Raw genomic sequence first — 17029 nt, 5'->3', positions numbered from 1 at the left:
CATGTCAGAAATGGTTAGCAACGAAATGGTCATGAACGGCTCCAACATCCCGGACACGCCCGGCATGCGGCTCCGGCGCAAGGCGACCCAGGAATTCTGGTTCACCATGTTCCGCATCGCCGTGGCGATCAACGGCCTGGCGCTGTTCATCATCGTCGGCTACATGGTCTATTACGGATTCCCGGCCATCAGCTGGGACTTCCTCACCGGCCAGCCCACCGAGGGCGGCCTGGCGGGCGGCATCTTCCCCTGCATCGTGGGCACCTTCTACCTGTCCATCGGGTCCATGGGACTGGCTCTGCCGCTCGGCGTGGCCGCGGCCATCTACCTGCATGAATACGCCACCCCCGGACCGTTCATGCGCATCGTCCGGCTATGCATCAACAACCTGGCGGGCGTGCCGTCAGTGGTCTTCGGCCTGTTCGGCATGGCCTTCTTCGTAGCCGCGCGCGATCTCGGCGGCATAGGCCTGGGCGTGTCCATCGCCTCCGGCTGCATGACCCTGGCCGTGCTCATCCTGCCGGTCATCATCGGCACCTCCGAGGAGGCGCTGCGCAGCGTGCCCAACACCTACCGCGAGGCCTCGCTCGGGCTGGGCGCCACCAAGTGGCAGACCATCTTCAAGGTCGTCCTGCCCTCGGCCATGCCCGGCATCCTGACCGGCTCCATCCTGTCCATCTCCCGCGCGGCGGGCGAGACGGCCGCCATCATGTTCACGGCGGCGGCCAGCTACAACCCGACCCTGCCGGGCTCCATCTTCGACGAAGTCATGGCCCTGCCCTACCAGATCTACTCGCTGTCGGTCTCCTCCACCGACCCCGAAGCGACCCTTCCCCTCCAGTACGGCACCTCTCTCGTGCTGGTGGCCCTGGTCCTGGGCATGAACCTCATCGCCATCCTGCTCCGCTCGCATCTGCGCAAGAAGCTGAGCTAGCGGGAACCGAACCGAAAGCCCCCTGCGTCGTCTGGCGCAGGGGGCTTTTCTTGTCTGAAAAGAGGGGAGCTACTGGCCCCGGTAGAGACGCATGTAGCCGGAGACCATGCGGTCCATGGTGAACCGCTTGCGCCCGGACTGGAACGCCTCCTGGCCCATCTGCCGGATCACGGGCCGCCGCGACAGGAGCCACAGGGCGGCCTGGACAAAGGCGTTGCGGTCGCCGGGCCGGACCAGCAGGCCGGTTGCGCGGTCCACGATCTGCTCCGGCACCCCGCCCACGGAATAGGCGACCACGGGCAGTCCCAAGGACATGGCCTCCAGGATCACCAGGGAGTGGTTGTCCGCCTTGGTGGGATAGAGGAGCACGTCCGCCGCGGCCATGAGCTGCGAGAGCTTGTTGCGGTCCACGTAGGGCCACAGGACCAAGTCGTCCTTGCGCTCCTCGCGGTCGCCGCCCACGGCGAAGCAGAGCAGGTCGGGCAGCTTGGCCTTGAGCCGCTGCCAGATGTCCTGCCAGGCGTCGCCGGACTTGTAGGCCGCGTTCATGCCGCCGTGGGCCGCGAACAGGATGACCCGCGCCGCCGGGTTGATCCCCAGCTGCTTGCGGGCCGCGTTCTTGGAGCGCACCGACGGGGGCCAGGGGATGCCGTTTGGGATAATCCGCACGGACCGCAGCAGGTGGAGCTTGGCCAATCGAGCCAGCCAGCGGGACGGGGCGGTGAGCACCGGGTTCAGCCGGATGACCTCGGCCAGCTTGGCCTTGCGCAGGGCTTCGGAGCCCGGGAAATTCCGCGGGCAGGGATCGGCGCAACCCCGGTCCAGGTTGGGGCAGTCCAGGGGATACGGACAGCCGCCGGTGAACAGCTCGCAGTCGTGCAGGGTGATGAAGGTCCGCGTCCCGTCGGGGATGGACGAGAGCAGCGCGGGCCAGTCGCCCGTGCAGTGGATGTGGGCCAGCGCGCCCTCGGGCAGCCTGCGGCCGAACTCCTCCGGCGCGATGGCCGTGCCGTCCGCCCTTTCGGAAAGCTCGAAGGACAGGGACGACTCGATCCGTTGCCGCTTGAGCCCGGCGATCAGGAGCCGGGCCACGCGGGTGGCGCCGCCGCTCATCTCCAGGCCGGTATGGTGAATGACCGGGGGAAGTTGCATTGAGCGCTATCCTTCGGCCTTCTCCAGGTCCAGGACCATGTCCACCAGGTCCGGGTCGTCCGGGTCCGGGGTGATGACGAAGCCGAACTTTTTGGCCAGCCCCTGCATGGCCTTGTTCTCGACCATGGTCTGCCCGGTCAGCTTGGCAGTGCCGCGATCGCGGGTATAGCGGATGCCCTTGTAGAAGAGCATGGACCCGAGTCCTTCGCCCTTCTGGTCGGAGCGGACCACGATGGCGAATTCGGCCTCGGAGTTGTCCGGCCGGGTGTTGGTGCGCATGACGCCGAGGGTCTCGGGGTCGCCGCGCTCGTCGAGCGCCGTGGCGATGAAGGCCATCTCCCGGTCGTAGTCGATCTGGGTGAACCGGGCGATGTCCTTGTGGTCGAACTCCCGCTGGACCACGCCGAAGAACCTGAGCCGCAGGTCCTCGTCCGACAGGTTGGCCAGGAAGGCGCGGTGGGTGTCCTCGTCCTCGGGCCGGATGGGCCTGAGCGTCACCTGGCGGCCCTTCTTGAGGGTCACGCACTCCTCCAGCTCGCGCGGGTAGGGCCGGATGGCCAGCCGCGACTCGCCCTCGCCCTCGAAGGGCGCGAGGTCGATCTTGGCGTCCAGGGCGAGCACCCCTTCGGGGTCGGCGTAGAGCGGGTTGATGTCGATGGAGGTGATCTGCGGCACGTCCACGATGAGCTGGGAAATCTGGATCAGGGTCAGGCAGATGTCGTCGATATCCGCGGCCAGGTGGGACGGGGTCCCCCGGAGCAGGGTGGAGATGCGCGTGCGGCTCACCAGCTCCTTGGCCAGGGACATGGACAGGGGCGGCAGGGTCAGGGCCTGGTCGCGGATCATCTCGCGGGCCATGCCGCCGTGGCCGAAGAGGAGCACCGGCCCGAAGACCGGGTCCAGATGGGCGGACACGGACAGCTCGTGCGCGCCGGGCCTGCGGCCCATCTTCTGGACCGTGAATCCCTCGATATAGGCGTCGGGCCGTTCGCGGGTGCAGCGGGCCAGGATGGAGGCCGCGCCCTCCCAGACGCGTTCGGGCGTCTCCAGGTCCAGGAGCACGCCGCCCACGTCGAAGGGCTGGGGAATCTGCGGGGAGCGGAGCTTGAGGGCCACGGGATAGCCCAGCTCGTCGGCGGCGATGACCGCTTCCTTGGCGGACACGGCGATGCGCGTCTCCACCACCGGGATGCCGTAGGCGGCCAGGATGTCCTTGGCCTCCGGCTCGGTCAGGGCGTCGCGCCCCTGGTCCAGGGCGTTGCGCACGATGTTCCTCGCCCCGGCGGTGTCCGGGAAAAAGTCGGTGGGCAGCGAGTCCGGGGTCTCGATGAGCATCTCCTGGTTGTGCAGGTACTCGGCCATGTACAGGAACGCCTGCACCGCCTGGGTGGGCGTCTCGTAGGTGGGCACGCCCGCGTTGCGGAAGACCTCGCGCGCCTGGCCCGCCTTGCCGGACCCGAGCCAGGCGGTCAGGACCATGCGCTTGACCCGCTTCAGGGCATCGCGGATGGCCTCGGCCACCTCCACGTCGGGCTGGGCGGTCCAGGGCACGTGCATGGCCAGGATGCCGTTGGAATTCTTGTCCTTGAGCAACAGCTTGAGGACATCCGAGTACGCCTTGCCGTCCGCGTTGAACGGGATGTCCACGGGGTTGGCCCGGGACCAGTTCTCCTCGCCGAGCACCTTGTCGATGGACTTGATGGTGTCCTCGTCCAGGGGGGCCAGCTCGCCGCCGCCGACCATCAGCCGGTCGGCCGCCAGGATGCCCGCCGAGGTGCCGTTGGTCAGGATGGCCAGCTTGCGGTCGTAGACCTGGCGGGGCGCGGACAGGGTCTGGGCCGCGTCGAACAGCCCGTCGATGTCCTCCACCCGGAGCATGCCCGCGCGCCTGAAGGCCACGTCGTAGACCTCGTCCATGGAGTAGCCCCACGCCGCCCTGCGCCGGGAGCCGGCCAGCACGGAGTCCAGGGCGTGGCCGGGCCGGATGACCAGCACCGGCTTGTTGCGCGAGGCCGCCCGGGCCGCGGACATGAACTCCCGGGCGTCCTTGATGGACTCCACGTAGAGCATGATGGACCGGGTCAGGGGATCGGAGCCGAGATAGTCCAGGATGTCGGCGAAGGTCACGTCGATGCGGCTGCCCAGGGCGACCATGTGCGAAAAGCCCACGCCCTTGTCGATGGCCCAGTCCAGGACCGTGGCGAAGAGCGAGTCGGACTGGGAAATGAAGGCCACCTTGCCCGGCTCCACCCTGGCGTGGGCCAGGGAGGCGTTCAGGTTCAGGGACGGGACCATGAACCCCAGGGATTTGGGGCCGAGGATGCGGATGTCCGGCGGGTTGGCGATGGACAGGATGGTGGAGCGGATGTCCTGGCTCTCCTCGGCGGTCATGGAGGCGAACCCCGCGCCCATGAGCACCGCCGCCTTCGTGCCGCGCTCCTTCAGGGAGTGAATGACCTCGGGGACTTCGTCCAGAGGGGAGCAGACCACGGCCAGATCCGGGGTCTTGGGAAGGTGCCGGACCGACGGGTAGGTGAGCACGCCCGCGATGGCCTCGGCCTGGGAGGAAACCGGCATGACCGGCCCCAGGAACCCGCCCGCCATGATGTTGCGCATGACGATATTGCCCGCGTTGCGCGGATCATTGGTGGCCCCGATGACCGCTACTGACCGAGGTTTGAACAGGTATTCGAGATTGATGACGCTCATGTGGCTCCTTCGGGCGAGTCGTGACGGGAACTGTTTCGGGCAAAGGATAGCCCGTTTCACCGTCCCGAGGCAACCGCAATCGGCTCGTCAAACGGTTCCGGCCCGGCCCGGGCGAGAGCCGTACCCGGGGTTCGGAATATTTATTTTTGTTAATAATTATTCACAACCATAAAGTTGTCTATGGAACATCCGATAAACAGTTCGAGGGGATGTCCATGACAGCCACAAAGGAGTGCGAACCATGGCAATCGAATCATTGATGCAGCAGGGGGCTGCCTTCGTCGACGCCCTGAGCCTCCGGCACGCGGCCACGGAGACGACCGAAAAGGAGGCCGCGCTCGAAGCCAAGACCCCGGAGCAGAGCGACACCGTGACCATTTCCGAGGAAGGCCGCGCCCTGGCCGCCGTGGAAACCTCCGGCGAATCCGAGAAGTCCGACGAATCCGACAACTCCCGATTGAAGCTGTCCGCCGGACAGGACACGAGCGAGGAAGACGAGATAGACCAGATCATCAGCATGCTCAAGCAGCAGATCGAACGGCTCCAGGAAGAGATCAAGGAGCTGGAGCAGTCCGACCTCCCCGAAAAGATCAAGCAGACCTCGATCCAGGACAAGCAGGTCATGCTCATGGAGCTGAACAAGCAACTCGCCAATGCCATGGAAAACAAGGCGAAGAACATCGGCCAGGCGGACGGCGGCGGCACCCGCGCCAACGGCCCCGGGAACTCGGCCGCGACCTTCTAGTCCGAGCCCGGCCCCCTTTCGCCGGCCCTGTTCCGGCCCCTTCCCTTCACCCGCGCAGGCGGGCGAATATACCCCTTGACGGCTTTTTCCCGCCTCGTATATTGTAGATATACGCCAGAAGGCCCCTTTGCGGGCGATTGCGGACCATGGAAGGCCCGCTCGGCGGGGAGCAAAATCCCATGTCAGTGGGAGTTACAGACTTCATCGTGGCAGGCCCTCCGGGCCAGGTCACCGCAGGCCCGGCAGGCTCGTTCCAGGCCAGGCCGGCCCCCCGGGGCAGGTCTCCATCGGCCAGCCCGGCCACGTCCCCATAGACACCACTCCGGCCCGCGTCATGATCGATACGTCCATGGCGCGCATTCCCTATGCCGCGCCTTCGGGCTCGGCCAGCGCCTTTGCGGGTGCCTCGGGCGCGGGCGGCGGGCTCAGCCCCGGCATGTCCGCCTCGCACATCGGCGGGGGCGGCGGAGGCGGCTCCGTGGGCGGCGGCTCCAGCGCGGCGCACATCGGCGGCGGGGCGGCGGCAGCCCGGTGGGAAGCGGGTCCGGCACCCAGGCCCCCATCGGCGGCGGCGGACCGGCGGGCGTGGGCAAGGACAACCTCGGCGGGGGCGGCGCGGCCCAGGCCACCGGCGGCGGCTCAAGCGGCCAGACCGGCAGCGGCAACCCCATAGACACCAAGACCACGGGCGGCGGCTCGGTCTCGGGCGGGGCCAACGTGCCCATCTCCACCGAGAGCGGCAAGCCCCCCACGGCATCGGCCACGGGCGGCGGCGGGAGCGGCCCCGTGGGCGGCAACCCCATCGAGCGCCCCGGTTCTCCCCCGGTGTCCACCACCGGCAACGTGGCCATCGGCCCGTCCCTGGGCGTGCAGCCCATCTCTCCGGCCGGGTCCGTGCCCATCGCGCCCACCTTCGGCTTTTCCATCCCCACCCTGCCCGGATTCGTGCCCATCACGCCGGGGTCCACGGTCCAGGCGTTCCGCATGACCCAGCCCCACGGCATGTTCTTCGGGCACACCCAGCACTGGCCCAACGACGTCTTCCACCACTCCCGGCATTCGTCCCCCTACGTGCACCCCACCGTGCCCATGGCCCCCTGGGTCCCCACGGCGGACGGCTATGCCGAGCCGTACTCCGCGCCCGAGGTGGATTTCGCCGAGGACATGGGACGCGGCGCGCCCATCGACATGCGCTCCGAGTACTCCATGAACATCGACCAGACCCAGGACATCGAGCAGCTCCGCCAGACCACCAACAACGAGTCCGTGGACCGCTCCCTGGACCAGTCCATGAACTCGGTCATCCACCGCTCGGACCGCTACCTAAACGACACCAGCTTCGACTATTCCACGAGCCGCGACCTGGACATGAGCACGCACCAGAGCAACGAGAACGTCCAGAACCTGACCCAGGTCACCAACCAGAACAACGAGACCAGCTTCGAGACCGACATCTCCAACGACCAGGACAACTCGCGGACCTTCACCAACGAGGAGTCGCGCCAGGTGACCAACGTCACCGAGAACACGGACGTGCGCAACGTGGACGCCGGGCAGACCGTGAACGAGCACCGGAGCACCGAGCAGCGGGACGTGGACAACAGCTCCGTGATCTTTGAAAACCGCCAGGACCTGACCCTGCAAAACGACAACTCCGTGACCCGCAACGAGGACCACTCGACCTCGACCACCAACGTCAGCCAGGCCGACTACAACCAGATCGACAATTCGGTCACCGAGCAGGTGGACAATTCCCGGACCGTGCTGGCGGACGAACGCAACTTCGAGCTGGCCTACAACGACACGCGGGTCAGCGAGGTGGACAACTCGCGCAGCGAGGTGGACAACTCGCGCAGCGAGGTCCAGTCCACCACCTACCACTTCACGGACCAGGACAACTCCGTGCACAACAACACGGACCAGAACATCACCAACCTGAACGAGGAGAGCCATCTCTCGTTCGCCTACAACTTCAGCGCGGAGAACAACTTCGACCAGTCCCGGAACGTGGACCAGTCCACGACCTTCAACTTCGTGGACCAGAACAACGCCCGGACCACCTATGTCAACGACAGCGACACCATCCTGGAGGAGCACCGCGAGGTGACCATGGCCTTCCCGGAGACGCGGCGCATCGAGAACGACAACTCCACCACCCTGAACCTGATCAACAATTTCGAGACCGTGGACCGAGGCGAAACCGTGACCAACATCGTGGACGCCCGGCAGACTTCGTTCGTGACCACCGAGGACCCGACCTACATCTTCGACAACTCCTCGCGCGTGTTCATGAACATCGGCGCGCCGGAGCGCATGGGCGGCGACATCGTGGTCGGCAACGCCTAGCCTGGCCGGAACGGAGAAGAGAACGGCGCGCCCCCGGACGGAGGCGCGCCTTTTTTGTCAATCCACGTTCATGGATGCGGTCTGGAACACGCAGGTCTCGGTGAACCCGAAGAGCCGGGCGAAGCGGAACAGGTTGGGGTCGAACCGCCCCTCGCCGTCGGCGCGCACGCCCATGATCTTCGGCAGCCCCAGCCGCCGGGCCTCGTCCTTGAACCACTCCAGGTCCCGGGCCACGACCCGGCGCACCCCCGGCCCCCAACGGGTCACGGTCAGGTGCAGCTCCAGGTATCCGGCCCGGGGCGCGATCGCGGCCACGCCGTACGGCCCGTTCCCGTCCTCCAGCCCCAGCCAGCGGTAGGTCCCGTCATCAGGAAAGGACGCCATGGGTTCGGGACGCGCATCAAGCTCTCTGACGGCCATGGTCCCTCCCGAACGGGTCGAAGTCGTTGGCCGTGCGCGCGGCCCTCGCGCCGGGCGCGGGCGGGCGGAAGCCCACGGCGAAGTAGCGGAAGCCGTCCGCCGCGTGGCTGGTCCAGTCGTGCACCGGCCGGGTCGAGAAATTGGCCGTGCGGTCGTTGAAGGAGCGGCGGTAGTGGCGCAACGCCTCGATGCCGGGCGCGCACCGCTCCCGGTCGAACCAGCAGCGCGGCAGGATGGTCCGCACCGCGTTGATGCCGTCCTGGATGGGGATGTTGGCCGCGATGTCGAACCGGATGCCCAGCGACCGGGCCACCTCCATGCGCGACTTGCCGGTACCCAGCTCGCGCACGCGGATGTCGTGCGGGGCCACGTGGGTCCCGTACTTGTATCCCTTGCGGTCCAGGACCTTGGCGTAGTGGTCCAGCCCCTCGCCGCTGGCCTCGTAGTAGTCGATGACGGCAAAGGTCCCGCCGGGCCGCGCCTGGACGAACCAGATGGCCGTGGAGTCGGACATGCCCAGGTCCCGGGCGGTGTGCACCGGCATGGACGGGTCGTGGGGAACCCCGGTGATCCGCCCCTCGCGGTCGGCGTCGGCCAGGAGCTGGCCGAAGTACGCGCCCCGGATGGCCGCGGTGAAGGAGCACTCGAACTCCTGCTCGTACTCCTCGGGCGACATCTCCCGGCCGCTGGCCGCCAGCTCCTCCTGCGGGATGATCCCGGTCTCGGAGGCGCGGTACATGGCCGCGAACCAGTCCGGGTCGGCCTGGGCCTTCTCCCATATCTCCCACAGGGCGTTCTTGCCGCGCGGGGTGCCGATGAACAGCGCCCACCCCCTGCGGTCGGACAGGGCGGGCCGGATGACCTCGGTCCAGACGCGCAGGGGCATCTGGGCCACCTCGTCGAAGACCACGCCGTCCAGGTACATGCCGCGCAGGGAGTCCGGGTTGTTGGCCCCGAACAGCCGGATGCGCGCCCCGTTCTCGAAGTCGGCCCGCAGTTCGGTCTCGTTGAACTTCACGGTGCAGTCGTCGCGGCCCAGGCCGCAATACCGCTTCAGCTCGTCCCAGACCACGGTCTTGGCCTGGCGGTAGAGGGGCGCGATGTAGGCCCCGCGCCAGTCGGACCGGCGCGTTCTCCGGGCCCGGCTGATGAGCCGGTTGACGGAGAGCACGGTCTTGCCGAACCGCCGATGGCAGACCAGCACCGAGAACCGGGCCAAACCCGCCTCGATCCTTGCCTGGTGGTCCCTGGGGACGTACAGATCACTGGACATTGTTTCCTCGCTTATGTTGACGGACGGCCCGGCGCGAGGGTATTCCCATGCCATGCGCCGATTCGCCCTGATTCTCTTTCTCGCCCTGACGTTCGCCGCCCCCGGTTGCGCAGGCAAGGACGCACCGCCGCCCGCCCCGCCGACCAAGGCCGAACTGGCCGACCAGGATCGCCGGGCGGACGCGGCAGAGGCCGTGGCCCAGGCCATGCAGCTCTTCTCCGACAACGAGTTCGTGGACCCCGAAGCCGCCCTCGAATACCTGGACAAAGGGCTGGCCCTGGACCCGGAGCTGGCCAACGCCCGCTATTACCGGGCCACCATCCTGCTGGGACAGGGGCGCACGGACCGGGCCCTGGCCGACCTCGACCGGGTCATCCAGGCGCGGCCCGACCACGTCCGGGCGCACTTCGCGCGCGGCACCGCCTACCTGGCCCTCGGCAACTACAAGGACGCGGCCCGCGACTTCACCCAGGTGACCGAAGAGGACCCGACCGTCGCCGAGGCGTTCCTGCGCCGCGGGCTGTGCTACGTGAACCTGAACCGGTCGGACGAGGCCGTGGACGACTTCACCCGCGCCCTGGCCATCAACCCCGCCAATCTCGAGGCCAACTACAACCGGGGCATGGTCCACCTGGCCCGCCAGGAGTACGAGGCCGCCCTCAGCGACCTGACCCAGGCCTATGTCCTGGACTCCGGGAACGTGCAGCTGCTCTCGGCCCGGGGCCAGGCCCTGCTCAAGCTCGGGCGCTTTGATCGGGCCGCCAGGGACTACCGCCGCGCCACCCAGCTGGAGCCGGGCCGGTCGACCCTCTACGGGCTGCTCGCCGAGGCCCTGGCCGGGGCCGGGGACATGGACGGGGCCATCCAGGCCGCCGAAAAGGCGTTCGCCCTGGCCCGCGCCCAGGGGGACGGGTTCCTGACCGGCCAGTACGCCGAGCAGATCCGGCAGTACCGGGACAAGTCCTACCCCTGACCTCATTTGAGGGCCTCGAAGACCACCCGGCCTCCCAGGGCCGCCACCCCCGCCAATCCGCCCCAGGCCAGCCGCTCCAGGAGCCGCAGCTTCTCATGATGGGCGGCGCACCGCCTGCTGTCGTTGATCTCCCGGATGGCCGACTGGATGGCCTTGACCCTCTCGTCGATGCGGACCAGGAGGTCCTGCAGGTCCTGCCGTTCCATGGCCGTCATTTGGAACCTCCCAGGGCGTCCTTCAGGCCGCGCACCGCGCCCGGCAGGTAGTCGCCGATCTTCTTGACCCCCAGCACGGCGGCCACGATCCAGAAGGTGATCTGAAGGAACCAGTCCGGCAGCGCCTCCCAGGAGCGGATGACCTCGCCCGCCCCCTCTGGGTCCAAGCCGGACCAGATGAAGAAGCCGATCCAGGCGAAGAAGAGCACGTCGTCCTTCCAGCCCGTGTTCTCCAGCTGCTTCATCTCCCAATCGTGATTGAACTCCCGGTCGGACCGGGCCAGCCGCATGCGGTTCTCCAGCACCGCCTTGCGCAGCTCCTGTTTGCCCTTGACGTGGTCGGTCACCCCGCCCACCACCGCGGACAGCAATCCTGCCACGGCCCCGATGATCGGTATCGCCATAATAAACACTCCCTTATTTCATGGGGTTGCACAGGCCGCCCCGGTCCGGGAGAGAGTATAGCCCCGGTTTTCGGGCCGCGGCCGAAATGGGCAAGAATGGCAGGGAAAAGCGAACGAGAGGTATGAAAAAACAACTTGACGGGCTGTGGACTCCGGGCTCCCCCGGCGAGCCGCGTCAGGCATCGCGAAAAACGCGGTTCAGGGCTAGCCAAATGGCTCAGGAACCGTTAAGAATAGCTCAGAATATCGATTGTATCCGGCCCCGTTCGGCCGGTTAACCCCAAGGAGGAACCCCCATATGCTGGTAGCGAACTGGATGACCACGGACGTCATCACCATCACCCCTGAGCGTTCCATGATGAAGGCTTCCAAGCTCATGAAGGACAAGGGCATCAGCCGTCTGCCCGTGGTTGACGCCGAAGGCCGCATCCTCGGCATCCTCTCCGACCGGGACATCAAGGACGCCTCGCCCTCCAAGGCCACCACCCTGGACATGCACGAGCTCTACTACCTGCTCTCCGAGATCAAGATTCAGGACATCATGACCAAGAAGGTGGTCACCATCCGCGACACCGAGACCGTGGAAAAGGCGGCCGTGCTCATGCTCGAAGGCAACTTCGGCGGCCTGCCCGTGGTCGACGAGCAGAACAAGGTCGTGGGCATCATCACCGACACCGACATCTTCAAGGTCCTGGTCGAGATATCCGGCATCTACGAGGGCGGCGCCCAGTTCTGCCTGCGGCTGTCCACGGCCCCCGGCAGCCTCCGCCCGGTGCTCGCCTTCCTCAAGGACAACGGCGCGCGCATCATGTCGATCATGACCCACAACGTCCCGGAATCCGAGGGATTCAAGAACGTCTACATCCGCATCCGCGACATGGACAAGCCGGACTTCAAGCGGCTCCAGCAGGGACTGGCCGAGAACTTCGAGGTCCTGTACTGGGCCATCGACTCGGCGCACACCGTGCTGTAACCCCGCAACGGACATGGGGAATCCGGGAAAATGCGACTTTTTTCGTTAAAATAACGATAAGTTTCTTGATCTATATCCCCCTGTAATATACTCATATCTTACCGACGATCTCTACCTATCGCTGTACAGGGAGGCCGCTTCGAAAGGAGCGGCCTCCCCGCGTTTTCGGCGTCCGGCGGCGAACCGCACCGATGCGGCGCGCCGCCGGACGCCCGCAACGCGCCGGTCCGCCTCTTAAGAAATTCCGAAACCGTCCGAAGAGACCGACAACGGGAAACGGAGGAAGGAGCGAGCATGGGAAGCGTGGTAGCGCTGGACGAATTCAGGCAGGCCCTCGGCAGACACGAGCCGAAGGGGGCTGCCGGGCCGCGCCCGGTCATCCGGGGCGGCGACATATGGGGCCGGGACTACACCCAGGTCGAGGCCATGGTCTTCGGTCTGCTCAAGGTCCGGGAGATCGGCCTCTATCACGCCGGAACCGGCGATCCCGAGCTGGACACCCTGTGCCTGGAGGCCCTGGACGCCGCCTACCGGGTGACGGACCTGGGCACGGCGCGGCTCAAGGCGACGATCAAGCCGCTCAAGGAGTGGCTTCTGGCCGCCATGACTGAGGACAACAAGCGGGATATCTCCTGGGCCCTGGTCCTCACCGACCTCATCGAAAAGTCCCCGTTGAAGTAACTTATCGCAAACTTTATTTATTGTTTATCAACACGAATTAAAAGCCACTTGGATCGACGATAGCTCCACATTCCCCCTGCCTGGCCGGTGCGCCGGCAGGGGGTTGTTCTTGGCGGGCCGGGTCCGCCGGGGCGGGCGTTGCCAGGGGGCCGGATAGGGGCCGGGCCGAGGCGCAGGCAAGGAGAGCCTTCCCGGGCCGGACCGGGGGCCGAAAACCGGTCCGCGCGCCATCAGGCAGGGCAAGATGCCGTGTTCGGCCTCGCCGCCTGCCGTTTACCAGCCGGAACATACCCTTCCCCGATTATTTGGTTGCCCCGCCGTCCGTCTGCCCTATGGTAGGATCATGGGAGACGAAGCGCTCGGCCCTGGCGGCCCCCCTATCCTGCTGTCGGCGGGTTGTCTGTTCCACCTGCCGCTCAAGCTCATTGCGCGCATCGGCCGGGAGGCCGGGTTTGCGGGCATGGAGCTGATCATGAACTCGCCCAAGCTCACACCCGAGGCCGGGCTGGAAAAGATCAACGAAATCTTGCCCATCCGTTCGCTCCACGCGCCCTTTCGCGACTGGGCGGCCTGGGGCGGGCACCTCAATTCGTGGAAGGCGACCACCGCCCTGGCCAACTCCCTGCCCCAGGCGGACCACATCACCATGCACCCGCCAGGCTCCAAGCTCGCCAACATGATCCAGAACCGCTGGTTCGAAAAGGCCGTGGACCTGCCGCTGCTCCTGGACGCCAAGGGACGCATCCGCTTCTCGCTGGAGAACATGCCCTGGGCCGAGGGATCGCCCTTCGGCAGGGACCCGCTGGACCGGCTCACGGCCCAGTGCCGGGACAAGAACGTGGGGCTGACCTTCGACGTCTGCCACATGGGGGTGTCCGGCCGCGACGTGCTCCACGCCATCGACAAGGTTCCCGTGGACCTGCTCTACAACGTCCACTTCTCCGACGCCGTTGGATTCACCGAGCACCTCACCCCCGGCGCAGGGGCCCTGCCGCTGGACGACTTCCTCAAGCGCCTTGGCAAACGGGGCTACGACCGCTACATTACCCTCGAACTGGAACCCTCCGCCTTCCCCGACGACATCGACAGGACCATCGAGGTCCTCGTTCGGCTCAGGCAGGATATGGAAACGCAGCTCCAACTCGGACGGGGAGCATGACATGCCCAAAGACTACCTCGACGCGGTCCGCCAGGCGGGCCAGACCGTCAACCCCCTCTTCGCCTTCCTCGGCATGGTCGTGGAGACCATCGAACCGGACCGGGCCGTGCTCAGGCTGCCCTTTCGGCCGGAGTTGATCCAGGGCGGCGGCGTGGTCGCTGGCGGCGTTCTGGCCGCCCTCCTGGACGAGACCATGGCCCACGCCGTGCTCGGCGGCAACAAGCCCGGCCACAAGACCACCACCGTCAACCTCTCCGTGAGTTACCTGCGTCCGGCCGGACCCGGGGCGGACCTGACCTGCGAGGCCCGCGTGATCAAACGCGGCGGGCGGGTCCTGTTCGTGGAGGCCGAGGCCCGCTCCGGGGACCTGGAGGCGGCCCGGGCCACGGCGTCGTTCCTGCTCCTGGCCTGACCCCGCCCGGTCCGGCTCGAACCCGCCCCATGCCCCTTGCCCCTCAGGCAGGGATGATTATCTTTCCTCCCATGTCACCCACGGAGGATATCCCATGACCACCGACAACAAACTCATCGTCTGCCCCAACTGCGGGGCCGTGAACCGCGTGCAGGCTGGCCGCGAGACCGAGGCCACCTGCGGCAAGTGCCGCACCAGGGTGTTCGAGCCCTCGCCCCTGGAGCTGATCGGCTCCACCTTCGACCGCCACGTGAACAAGACCGAAATCCCGATCCTGGTGGACTTCTACTCGCCCACCTGCGGTCCCTGCCTGATGATGGGGCCCCAGTTCGCCGAGGCCGCCAAGACCCTGCATCCCGCCGTCAGGCTGGCCAAGATCGACACCTCGCAGGAACAGACCGTGGCCGCCCGCTACGGCATCCGCGCCGTCCCCACCCTGATCCTGTTCAGAGACGGCCGCGAGATCGCCCGCCAGCCCGGGGCCATGAACGCGACCGATATCGCCGCCTGGGCGCGGCAAAACCTGTGACGCGGGCGCCCGTGCAAATCAAAGAGGGGAGCCTTGCGACAAGGCTCCCCTCTTTTTTTCGGACTGACCCGGAGTCAATGCTGGTCAGGCAGCGCGCCCTTGAGGAAGATATCGATACACTGCCGGAAATGGGCGATGCGCTCCTCGCGGCTGGCCCAACCGAAACCGCCCAGGGCGTCGAAGATGATGGACCCGCCAAAGGTGTCCAAGAGCATGTGCGCCGCCCGGTCCGTGTCCGCGATGGCGAGCCGCCCGTTGGCGCACTGGCGGTCCAGCCAAGCCTTGAGCTCGGCGCGGGCCTTGTACCCGCCCCGGCAGCGCAGGATTTCCTTGAGTTGCGGCTCGCTGAAGGATTCGACGTGGGCGGCGCGAAGGAACGCGGCCCGAAGCTCGTAGTCGCGCTGGTCCAGTTCGATCATGAATATCCTGGCCAGCGCCTGGTCCAGGGGCAGGTCGTCGTACCCGTCGCCGAGGTCGATAATGCGCATGCGGTGTGCATCGACCACGGCCCCGAACAGGTCGGTCTTGCAGGGGAATATGCGGTACAGGGTCTGCTTCGAAATCCTGCACCGGGCCGCGATCTCGCCCGTGGACGTGCCCAGGAACCCCTTGGCCGCGAACAGGACCTCGGCCTCGGCCACGATGGCCGCGCGCCGGGCCTCGTCGGTCATGGTCTTGGGGCGCCCCCGCCGGGGCTTGGTTTTCTCGTCCGCCATAGAGTCGCCTTTAATAAATTTTAACAACAATGATATTGACTACCGAGCCGATCATAAATAAAAGTACTGCCGCGTACCATAAATGACGCCGCATTTGCGCGTCAAGGAGGAATCAGCTTTGCTGAACATGAGATCCCACTCGAAATTCCTGCCGGGTTCCGCCCGGCGTTTAGCCGCCGCAGGGCTGCTCGCCCTGTTGTGCCTGCTGGTCCTGGCCGGTTGCCAGGACAAACAGTCCGAGGCCAAGGCCACCACGCCCCCGCCCGTCGAGGTCGGCGTCATCGCCCTGCACCCGCAGGCCGTGCCGCTGAACACCGAGCTGCCGGGCCGGACCACGGCCTCCCTGGTGGCGGAGGTCCGCCCCCAGGTGGACGGCATCATCCGCGAGCGGCTGTTCCGCGAGGGCAGCGAGGTCCTGGCGGGCGAGGTCCTCTACCGCGTCGCGCCCTCCACCTATCAGGCCGAGTACAGCAACGCCCTGGCCGCCCTGAAGCGCGCCCAGGCCTCCCTGCCCAGCTCCGAGAGCAAGGCCAAGCGCTATGCCGAGCTGATCGAGCAGGGGGCCATCTCCAAGCAGGACTTCCAGGATGCCCAGGCCGTGTACGAAGCCGACCTGGCCGCCGTGGCCTCGGCCAAGGCCGCCCTGGAGAGCGCCAAGATCAGCCTGGACTACACCGAGATCAAGGCCCCCATCTCCGGCCGCGTCGAGATGTCCGACCTGACCCCCGGCGCGCTGGTCACCGCCAACCAGAGCGCGCCCCTGACGACCATCCGCCAGCTCGACCCCATCAACGTGGACCTGACCCAGTCGAGCACCACCATGCTCAACCTGCGCCAGGCCATCGCCGCGGGCACGATCACCGTCGAGGGCAAGGCCATGACCGTCAAGCTCAAGCTCGAAAACGGGACCATTTATCCCTACGAGGGGACCGTGGAGTTTTCCGGGGCCAAGGTAGACGAGTCCACCGGAACCTACACCCTGCGCGCCGAGTTCCCCAACCCGGACCGCCTCCTGCTGCCCGGCATGTACGTCCGGGCCATCGTCCAGGACGGCGTGTTCCAGAACAGCTACCTGGTCCCCCAGCGGGCCGTGGGCCGTACTCCCAAGGGCGAACCCCAGGCCCTGTTCGTGAACAAGGAAGGCAAGGTGGAGAAGCGCATTCTCGACGTGCGCCGCAGCTACGGCCATGCCTGGCTGGTCGGTTCCGGCCTCAGCGACGGCGACCGGCTGGTGGTCCAGGGGTCCCAGTCCGTGCGTCCCGGCCAGTCCGTGACGGTCAAGGAAATGGTCCTGGACGACGCCACCGGCGAGCTCAAGCCCGCCCAGGAACCGGCGGCCGCCCCGGCGGCCCCTGCCGCCGCCGAAGGCAAGGAAGGCTAGACCCCGC

The 17029-nt window shown here is 66.8% G+C and carries 17 protein-coding genes; 10 read left to right on the top strand and 7 right to left on the bottom strand.

Going from position 1 to position 17029, the window contains the following annotated elements:
* Window position 1: 1 nt before the first annotated feature.
* Window positions 2-934 carry a phosphate ABC transporter permease PstA gene (gene pstA, locus AWY79_RS03830; RefSeq protein WP_099093188.1) on the top strand — a complete coding sequence of 311 codons (933 nt, stop codon included), beginning with the start codon at window positions 2-4 and terminating at the stop codon, window positions 932-934.
* 69 nt (window positions 935-1003) lie between these two features.
* On the opposite strand, the gene AWY79_RS03825 is transcribed toward pstA, so the two are convergent.
* Both AWY79_RS03825 and AWY79_RS03820 read right to left on the bottom strand, forming a co-directional pair.
* The gene (locus AWY79_RS03825) at window positions 1004-2086 is read right to left on the bottom strand and encodes a glycosyltransferase (RefSeq protein ID WP_066800522.1); all 1083 of its coding nucleotides are present in this window, start codon (window positions 2084-2086) and stop codon (window positions 1004-1006) included.
* 6 nt (window positions 2087-2092) lie between these two features.
* Entirely contained in the window at window positions 2093-4795 is a 2703-nt protein-coding gene (locus tag AWY79_RS03820) for a bifunctional acetate--CoA ligase family protein/GNAT family N-acetyltransferase (RefSeq protein WP_066800520.1), read from the bottom strand.
* Between the two features lie 241 nt (window positions 4796-5036).
* Here AWY79_RS03820 and AWY79_RS03815 point away from each other — a divergent pair, with 241 nt between their 5' ends.
* Both AWY79_RS03815 and AWY79_RS03810 read left to right on the top strand, forming a co-directional pair.
* Window positions 5037-5540 (top strand): hypothetical protein, encoded by a 504-nt coding sequence (locus AWY79_RS03815; RefSeq protein ID WP_066800518.1) that lies wholly within the window; start codon window positions 5037-5039, stop codon window positions 5538-5540.
* A gap of 531 nt (window positions 5541-6071) precedes the next feature.
* Complete coding sequence (locus tag AWY79_RS03810) at window positions 6072-7886, top strand: hypothetical protein (protein ID WP_066800515.1); 1815 nt, start codon at window positions 6072-6074, stop codon at window positions 7884-7886.
* A 57-nt stretch (window positions 7887-7943) separates the two neighbouring features.
* Here the strand turns inward: AWY79_RS03810 and AWY79_RS03805 are convergent, their stop codons facing one another.
* Both AWY79_RS03805 and AWY79_RS03800 read right to left on the bottom strand, forming a co-directional pair.
* Window positions 7944-8306, bottom strand: coding sequence for a hypothetical protein (locus AWY79_RS03805; RefSeq protein WP_066800510.1), 363 nt, complete (start codon window positions 8304-8306; stop codon window positions 7944-7946).
* Window positions 8287-9579, bottom strand: coding sequence for a terminase large subunit domain-containing protein (locus tag AWY79_RS03800; RefSeq protein ID WP_066800507.1), 1293 nt, complete (start codon window positions 9577-9579; stop codon window positions 8287-8289). The genes AWY79_RS03805 and AWY79_RS03800 overlap by 20 nt, the downstream gene beginning before the upstream one ends.
* A 52-nt stretch (window positions 9580-9631) precedes the next feature.
* Between AWY79_RS03800 and AWY79_RS03795 the strand changes: the two genes are divergently transcribed.
* Window positions 9632-10552: a tetratricopeptide repeat protein gene (locus tag AWY79_RS03795; protein ID WP_066800504.1), complete on the top strand. Its 921-nt coding sequence runs from the start codon at window positions 9632-9634 to the stop codon at window positions 10550-10552.
* A gap of 2 nt (window positions 10553-10554) precedes the next feature.
* Here the strand turns inward: AWY79_RS03795 and AWY79_RS03790 are convergent, their stop codons facing one another.
* Both AWY79_RS03790 and AWY79_RS03785 read right to left on the bottom strand, forming a co-directional pair.
* Window positions 10555-10767 carry a hypothetical protein gene (locus AWY79_RS03790; protein ID WP_066800496.1) on the bottom strand — a complete coding sequence of 71 codons (213 nt, stop codon included), beginning with the start codon at window positions 10765-10767 and terminating at the stop codon, window positions 10555-10557.
* Window positions 10764-11171 carry a hypothetical protein gene (locus AWY79_RS03785; protein ID WP_066800494.1) on the bottom strand — a complete coding sequence of 136 codons (408 nt, stop codon included), beginning with the start codon at window positions 11169-11171 and terminating at the stop codon, window positions 10764-10766. Before AWY79_RS03785 ends, AWY79_RS03790 begins: the two co-directional genes overlap by 4 nt.
* 298 nt (window positions 11172-11469) lie before the next feature.
* Between AWY79_RS03785 and AWY79_RS03780 the strand changes: the two genes are divergently transcribed.
* From AWY79_RS03780 to AWY79_RS03760, 5 genes are all read left to right on the top strand, one after another.
* On the top strand, window positions 11470-12144 hold the full coding sequence (locus AWY79_RS03780; RefSeq protein WP_066800492.1) for a CBS and ACT domain-containing protein: 675 nt from the start codon (window positions 11470-11472) through the stop codon (window positions 12142-12144).
* A gap of 294 nt (window positions 12145-12438) precedes the next feature.
* Window positions 12439-12825, top strand: a complete 387-nt coding sequence (locus AWY79_RS03775; RefSeq protein WP_066800488.1) for a hypothetical protein — start codon at window positions 12439-12441, stop codon at window positions 12823-12825.
* A 343-nt stretch (window positions 12826-13168) separates the two neighbouring features.
* Window positions 13169-13984 carry a sugar phosphate isomerase/epimerase family protein gene (locus tag AWY79_RS03770; protein WP_066800484.1) on the top strand — a complete coding sequence of 272 codons (816 nt, stop codon included), beginning with the start codon at window positions 13169-13171 and terminating at the stop codon, window positions 13982-13984.
* Between the two features lies 1 nt (window position 13985).
* On the top strand, window positions 13986-14396 hold the full coding sequence (locus AWY79_RS03765; RefSeq protein WP_066800481.1) for a PaaI family thioesterase: 411 nt from the start codon (window positions 13986-13988) through the stop codon (window positions 14394-14396).
* Window positions 14397-14490: 94 nt separating this feature from the next.
* Window positions 14491-14925, top strand: a complete 435-nt coding sequence (locus tag AWY79_RS03760; protein WP_066800479.1) for a thioredoxin family protein — start codon at window positions 14491-14493, stop codon at window positions 14923-14925.
* 74 nt (window positions 14926-14999) lie between these two features.
* Here AWY79_RS03760 and AWY79_RS03755 read toward each other — a convergent pair whose 3' ends face one another.
* Window positions 15000-15641 carry a TetR/AcrR family transcriptional regulator gene (locus AWY79_RS03755; protein WP_078063605.1) on the bottom strand — a complete coding sequence of 214 codons (642 nt, stop codon included), beginning with the start codon at window positions 15639-15641 and terminating at the stop codon, window positions 15000-15002.
* Window positions 15642-15768: 127 nt separating this feature from the next.
* Here AWY79_RS03755 and AWY79_RS03750 point away from each other — a divergent pair, with 127 nt between their 5' ends.
* Window positions 15769-17022, top strand: coding sequence for an efflux RND transporter periplasmic adaptor subunit (locus AWY79_RS03750; protein WP_099093230.1), 1254 nt, complete (start codon window positions 15769-15771; stop codon window positions 17020-17022).
* Window positions 17023-17029: the final 7 nt, after the last annotated feature.

Source organism: Pseudodesulfovibrio indicus, from assembly GCF_001563225.1.
GTDB lineage: Bacteria > Desulfobacterota > Desulfovibrionia > Desulfovibrionales > Desulfovibrionaceae > Pseudodesulfovibrio > Pseudodesulfovibrio indicus.
Note: the sequence above shows the minus strand (reverse complement) of the source record. Positions and strands in the feature narration are given on the sequence as shown.

Excerpts from the sequence above, each read along its gene's own strand:
- AWY79_RS03765 (WP_066800481.1), top strand. The coding sequence starts at position 13,986 with ATGCCCAAAGACTACCTCGACGCGGTCCGCCAGGCGGGCCAGACCGTC.
- pstA (WP_099093188.1), top strand. The coding sequence starts at position 2 with ATGTCAGAAATGGTTAGCAACGAAATGGTCATGAACGGCTCCAACATC.
- AWY79_RS03795 (WP_066800504.1), top strand. The coding sequence starts at position 9,632 with ATGCGCCGATTCGCCCTGATTCTCTTTCTCGCCCTGACGTTCGCCGCC.
- AWY79_RS03750 (WP_099093230.1), top strand. The coding sequence starts at position 15,769 with ATGAGATCCCACTCGAAATTCCTGCCGGGTTCCGCCCGGCGTTTAGCC.
- AWY79_RS03785 (WP_066800494.1), bottom strand. The coding sequence starts at position 11,171 with ATGGCGATACCGATCATCGGGGCCGTGGCAGGATTGCTGTCCGCGGTG.
- AWY79_RS03780 (WP_066800492.1), top strand. The coding sequence starts at position 11,470 with ATGCTGGTAGCGAACTGGATGACCACGGACGTCATCACCATCACCCCT.
- AWY79_RS03775 (WP_066800488.1), top strand. The coding sequence starts at position 12,439 with ATGGGAAGCGTGGTAGCGCTGGACGAATTCAGGCAGGCCCTCGGCAGA.
- AWY79_RS03805 (WP_066800510.1), bottom strand. The coding sequence starts at position 8,306 with ATGGCCGTCAGAGAGCTTGATGCGCGTCCCGAACCCATGGCGTCCTTT.
- AWY79_RS03825 (WP_066800522.1), bottom strand. The coding sequence starts at position 2,086 with ATGCAACTTCCCCCGGTCATTCACCATACCGGCCTGGAGATGAGCGGC.
- AWY79_RS03760 (WP_066800479.1), top strand. The coding sequence starts at position 14,491 with ATGACCACCGACAACAAACTCATCGTCTGCCCCAACTGCGGGGCCGTG.
- AWY79_RS03815 (WP_066800518.1), top strand. The coding sequence starts at position 5,037 with ATGGCAATCGAATCATTGATGCAGCAGGGGGCTGCCTTCGTCGACGCC.
- AWY79_RS03755 (WP_078063605.1), bottom strand. The coding sequence starts at position 15,641 with ATGGCGGACGAGAAAACCAAGCCCCGGCGGGGGCGCCCCAAGACCATG.
- AWY79_RS03790 (WP_066800496.1), bottom strand. The coding sequence starts at position 10,767 with ATGACGGCCATGGAACGGCAGGACCTGCAGGACCTCCTGGTCCGCATC.
- AWY79_RS03820 (WP_066800520.1), bottom strand. The coding sequence starts at position 4,795 with ATGAGCGTCATCAATCTCGAATACCTGTTCAAACCTCGGTCAGTAGCG.
- AWY79_RS03770 (WP_066800484.1), top strand. The coding sequence starts at position 13,169 with ATGGGAGACGAAGCGCTCGGCCCTGGCGGCCCCCCTATCCTGCTGTCG.
- AWY79_RS03800 (WP_066800507.1), bottom strand. The coding sequence starts at position 9,579 with ATGTCCAGTGATCTGTACGTCCCCAGGGACCACCAGGCAAGGATCGAG.